The 5,460-nt window shown below is 66.4% G+C and carries 3 protein-coding genes; 1 reads left to right on the top strand and 2 read right to left on the bottom strand.

Annotated elements, in window-relative coordinates; all coding sequences use genetic code 11:
• The coding region (locus R6U01_RS11250; protein ID WP_410286547.1) for an adenosylcobalamin-dependent ribonucleoside-diphosphate reductase at positions 1-2,966 on the bottom strand (2,966 nt) is incomplete at its 3' end.
• Between the two features lie 446 nt (positions 2,967-3,412).
• On the opposite strand from R6U01_RS11250, the gene R6U01_RS11245 reads away from it, so the two are divergent.
• On the top strand, positions 3,413-3,652 hold the full coding sequence (locus tag R6U01_RS11245; protein WP_410286546.1) for a hypothetical protein: 240 nt from the start codon (positions 3,413-3,415) through the stop codon (positions 3,650-3,652).
• A 28-nt stretch (positions 3,653-3,680) separates the two neighbouring features.
• Here R6U01_RS11245 and R6U01_RS11240 read toward each other — a convergent pair.
• Positions 3,681-5,460 (bottom strand): CDC48 family AAA ATPase (locus tag R6U01_RS11240; RefSeq protein ID WP_410286545.1); only part of this gene is annotated, 1,780 nt, incomplete at its 5' end.

Here is a 5,460-nt window from a genome sequence, read left to right as displayed (position 1 = left end):
CCGGCGTCGACCGCGCCGCCGTCGGTCTGGCTCGTCGATTCGCTCGCCAGGTCGCGCTCGACGTCGTCGAGGCTCTGCTGTTGCGGGATCCCCTTGTCGATCTCGTCGTCCAGGTAGCGCCGGAGCGCGGTGCCGATGGCGTCCGGGATCGACTGGATCTGCTCGCCCTTGTCCCAGGCGACCTTCGGGCTTCGGGTGCCCTGCAGCTCGTCGACGATCTCCTCGGGGTCGACGCCCGAGCGGAGCGCCGTCGAGATGACCTTCGCGAGCGCCTCCGTGAAGGAGTTGGTGTAGCCGCCGGAGTGACCGATGTTCGCGAACAGTTCGAACGGGCGGCCGTTCTCGTCCTCGTTGATGGTGACGTACAGCTTGCCGTACCCGGTCTCGACGCGCTGGGTGACGCCGTTCAGGGAGTCGGGGCGCGGGCTGCGCTCGCTGTAGTCGATCCGCGGCTGCTCGCTCGCCTCCAGCAGGTCCGCGATCTCCGTGTCGATCGCCGCCTGCACGTCCTCGTTGTCGAGGAACGACTCGATGCCGCCGAACACCTCGCCGATCTGCTCGACGATCGTCTCGGCGGCCTCGGTCTCGTCGGCGAACTCCGTGTTCTTCGCGCGCGTCGTGAGCACCTGCTTCGACCGGGTGCCGTCGCGGTAGACGGTGACGCCCTTGCCGCCGTGGTCGTAGATGTAGCGGTACACCGCCTCCATCTCCTCGGCGGTGGCGTCGTTCGGGAAGTTACACGTCTTCGAGATGGCCGAGTCGACGCCCTCCTGGCAGGCGCACTGGACCGCCGCGTGCTGCTTGCCGGAGAGGTCGCCGGTGACGACGAACAGCTCGCCGATCGCGTCCGGAACCGTCTCTAACCCGTCCACGCCGTCGAACTCGTTCGCCGCCATCTGCTCTTGCGCCTCCTGTTTGACGGCGTCGACGTCGATGTCGTTCTCCTCGAGCGTGCGCAGGAAGTAGTCGTCGAACTCGACGAGCATCTCGTCGCCCTGCACGTCGTCGGAGACGTTCTTGTAGTAGGCGACGTTGTAGATGGGCTCACAGCCGCCGGTGGTGTTCCCGATCATCGACGTCGTCCCCGTGGGAGCGATCGTCGTCGTGTTGTGGTTGCGGATCGGGAAGCCGTCCTCCCACTCGTCCGCGTCGAGGCCGGTGTAGTGCTCGAACCAGTCGGGGTACTCGGTGGGGTTCGCGTACTTCGACTCCTCCCAGTCGTTGAACGTCCCGCGCTCCGTCGCGAGCTCGTGGGAGGTCTGCTTCGATTCGTGGTTGATGTGGGTCATCAGCTGGCGGGCGACCTCGTTGCCCTCCTCGGTGCCGTACGGAATCCCGAGCTGAATGTACAGCTGGGCCAGCCCCATGATCCCCAGCCCGATCTTCCGCATGTCCCGGACCTTCTGTTCGATCTTCTCGACCGGGAAGTCCGACATCGTCACGACGTTCTCGAGGAAACGCGTGCCGTAGTCGATCCGCTCGTCGAACTCCTCGAAGTCGATCGCCTCCTCGAGGAACGCCGACATGGCGGCCTCCTGCGAGTCGTACTCGTCGGCGTGCTCGGCGGACCAGACGCGCCAGTCCGGCGCGTCTCGCGCCGCGAGCGTCGAGAGGTTGATGTGACCGAGGTTACAGGCCTCGTACTCTTCGAGCGGCTGCTCGCCGCAGGGGTTCGTCGCGAGGATCCGGTGGTCGGGGTGCTCCTCCACGTCGAAGGAGTGCTCCTTGTTCACGCGTTCGAGGTAGATGACCCCCGGCTCGCCGTTCTCGTGGGCGCCCTCGATCATGTCGTCCCAGAGCTCCTGTGCGGGGATCGAGAGCACCTCACCGACCTCGACGTGCTCGCCGAGGCCGAACATGTCGTAGATCTCCTTCGTCTCGGGGGTCGCGACGTGCGGTTCCTCCGTGCGGGGGTTGGTGAAGGTGAACTCCTCGTCGTTGTACAGCGCCTGCATGAAGTCGTCGGTGACGCCGACGCTGATGTTGAAGTTCGAGAGGTGCCCCTCGACCGCGTTGCGGAGGTGTTCGGGGACCTTCCCGTCCTCGTCGATGAGGTCGCGGGCCTCCTCTAAGGCGTCCGCGAAGGAGTTGTGCGTGAAGTCGTCGGGGTCGTTCAGCCGCAGCGAGTGAGCCAGCGAGACGTCTTTGTTCTTCGCGTGGATGAACTGGATGACGTCCGGGTGCGAGACGCGCATCACGCCCATCTGGGCGCCGCGGCGCGCGCCGCCCTGCGCGATCGTTTCGCACATCTGGTCGAACGTCCGCATGAACGTGATCGGGCCGGAGGCGATGCCGCCGGTCGAGCCGACGGAGTCGCCGTAGGGCCGGAGCTGCCAGAACGCGTACCCCATGCCGCCGCCGGACTGGAACACCTCGGCCGCTTCCTTGGCGGTCTGGTGGATGTCGGTGATGTCGTCGGCCGGGGAGTCGACGAAGCAGGCGGAGAGCTGCTGGAGCTCGTCGCCCGCGTTCATCAGGGTCGGCGAGTTCGGCATGAAGGAGAGCTGTTCCATCCCGTCGCGGAACCGGTCCGCGGTCGCCTCGACGTGGTCGCGCACGCTCTCGGGGAGCTCGGGAACGACGGTGTCGTACGCGAACTTGTTGACGTTGTGCGCGGTCAGCGTCGTCTCGGCTTCGTCCTCGGCGGTCGTCCCCGCGCCGAAGACCTCGGCGGCGAGTTCGTCCCGTCGCGGATGACCGGGTTTCAGCTGATCGGGCGTGACCGTGATCTCGAGGTCCAGTTTCTCGGCCTCGAAGACCGCCTCCGCGAGCGCGACGTTGCGCGCCACGCGGTCGAACAACTCCTCGGGGTTCTCGATGGTCTCGCCGTCCGCGTTCTTCCGGAGATAGCGCGCGGGCAGGATGTTGTGGTAGGCGTTGGCGGTGAGCCGCTCCTCCATCGTCTCGCCCGTGGTTCGTTTGATCGGCAGTTCGAGTTCGTCGGCGGTGACGCCGTCGCTGCTCATTCGGCGGTCACCCCGCTCGGTTGACGTGCGTTCTGGCTCATATATGGTGTCTACGTACTGACGCAGCAGGCCCTTTTGTGTTCCGCTCCCGGCCCGGATAGGTGGCTACCTGTTCGATTCGGTATGTAATTTCCGGTCCGCGTGTCTGACGCCGGATTCGATTACGTTCAAACGACACGTGTTCCGGACACATAAACATGGCCAGACCAGAGTGAAACTGAATTTCTCGGCGCAAAACCGCCGGATGTATCGGCCGTCCCACCGGAACAAAAGGGGGGTTAATCACCTCGTATTTTCGGCGTTATGCTGTGGATTACCCCGATCGGACCGGGCGAACGGCTCGGCGTCCGCGTCGCGGTGGCGCAGTATTCGCCGGCGTACCTATCAGAATTCGATAATCGGAGACCGAACGGCGTTCTCCACCCCGGACGGTTCCCCACAAGCTTATGCCGGGCGTGGTCTTGGTGGCGGATATGACCGCTTCGCTCGCCGCGTTGGCATCGTCGCTGCCCCTTCAGGCCGGGCTCCTCGCCAGTCAGGCGGGACAGCTGCTCCTCACACTCGTCGCCGTCGCGATCGTCATCATCGTCGGCAAGTTCGTGCTGAAGCTCGCGTGGCGACTGGTCACGATCGGGATCGTCCTCGTCGCCGCGTTCTTCCTGCTGTCGACGATCGGCGTCATCTAAAAACCGTCCACGACCGGACCGACCCCGACTACTGGAACGCGGTGCCGGGCTCGGCGTCCTCGCGGTCGACCTCCGACCGCTGGAACCGCTTTTCGATCTCCTCGTAGCGCTCCCGCGTCTCGGTGGTGACGCTCGGGTTCACCTCGTCGAGCGCGTCCTCGAAGTGCGCCATCGTCACGCGGACGTTGCCGACGGACTCGCCGACTTCCTCGCGCGAGACGCTGCCGATGAACTCCCGGGAGGCGTTCATCGACGCCTCGCGAGCCACCGCCTCGATGTCGGCGCCGACGTACCCGTCGGTCTGCCGGGCGAGCGAATCGAGGTCGACGTCGTCGGCCAGCGGCTTGTTCCGGGTGTGGACCTCCAGGATCTTCCGGCGGGCCTCCTCGTCCGGCACGGGCACGTGCACGTGACGGTCGAGGCGACCGGGACGGAGCAGGGCCGAGTCGATGAGGTCCGGGCGGTTCGTCGTCGCGACGACGACCACGTCCTCCAGCGATTCGAGCCCGTCGAGCTCCGTCAGCAGCTGGGAGACGACGCGCTCGCCGACGCCGGAGTCGCCGGAGTGTTTGCCGCGCTCGGTGGCCATCGAGTCGATCTCGTCGAAGAACACGATGGTCGGCGCGTTCTCGCGGGCCTTGCTGAACACCTCGCGGACGCCCTTCTCGGACTCGCCCACGTACTTGTTCAGCAGCTCCGGCCCCTTGATCGAGATGAAGTTCGACTCCGCCTCGTTGGCGACGGCCTTCGCGAGCAGGGTCTTCCCCGTGCCCGGCGGGCCGTACATCAGGACGCCCTTGGCGGCCTGCATGTCGAGCTCCTCGAACACCTCGGGGTACTCCAGCGGCCACTGGATCGTCTCGCGGAGCCGCTCTTTGGTCTCCTCTAGGCCGCCGACCTGGTCCCAGGAGACGTCCGGGACCTCGACGAACACCTCGCGGAGCGCGGAGGGCTCGATGCCCTTCATCGCCTCCTTGAAGTCGGTCTCGGTGACCTGAATGGAGTTCAGCACGTCGGCGTCGATCTCGTCGCTCTCGAGGTCGAGCTCGGGACGGATCCGCCGCAGCGCGTGCATCGCGGACTCCTTCGCGAGCGACTCCAGGTCGGCCCCGACGAAGCCGTGCGTGTTCTCCGCGTACTCGTCCAAGTCGATCTCCTCGACCAGCGGCATGTTCCGCGTGTGGACCTGCAGGATCTCCTTGCGGCCGTCGCGGTCGGGGACGCCGACCTCGATCTCGCGGTCGAAGCGGCCGCCGCGCCTGAGGGCGGGGTCGATGGCGTCGACGCGGTTGGTCGCCCCGATGACGACCACCTCGCCGCGCTCTTCGAGCCCGTCCATCAGCGAGAGCAGCTGGGCCACGACGCGCCGCTCCACGTCGCCGCCCGCCTCCTCGCGCTTGGGCGCGATCGAGTCGAGCTCGTCCATGAAGATGATCGCGGGCGCATCCTCGGACGCCTCCTCGAACACGTCACGGAGTTGCTCTTCGGATTCGCCGTAGTACTTCGACATGATTTCCGGGCCGGAGATCGTGTGGAAGTTCGCGTCGATCTCGTTGGCGACCGCCTTCGCGATCAGGGTCTTGCCGGTCCCCGGCGGGCCGTGAAGCAGGACGCCCTTCGGCGGGTCGATGCCGAGCCGCTTGAACAGCTCGGGGTGGCGCATCGGCAGTTCGATCATCTCGCGGACCTGCTCGAGCTCGTCGTCGAGCCCGCCGATGTCCTCGTAGGTGATGTCGGGGGCTCCGCCGGGCGCGCCGGCGGTGGCCCCGCCGGGCTGCTGGCGGATCTGCTCGGCGGGCTTCTGGGAG

It is taken from the genome of Halorubrum sp. (genome assembly GCF_046498025.1).
GTDB lineage: Archaea > Halobacteriota > Halobacteria > Halobacteriales > Haloferacaceae > Halorubrum.
The sequence above is the reverse complement of the archived record's forward strand: the minus strand, read 5'-3'. Positions and strand labels throughout refer to the sequence as shown.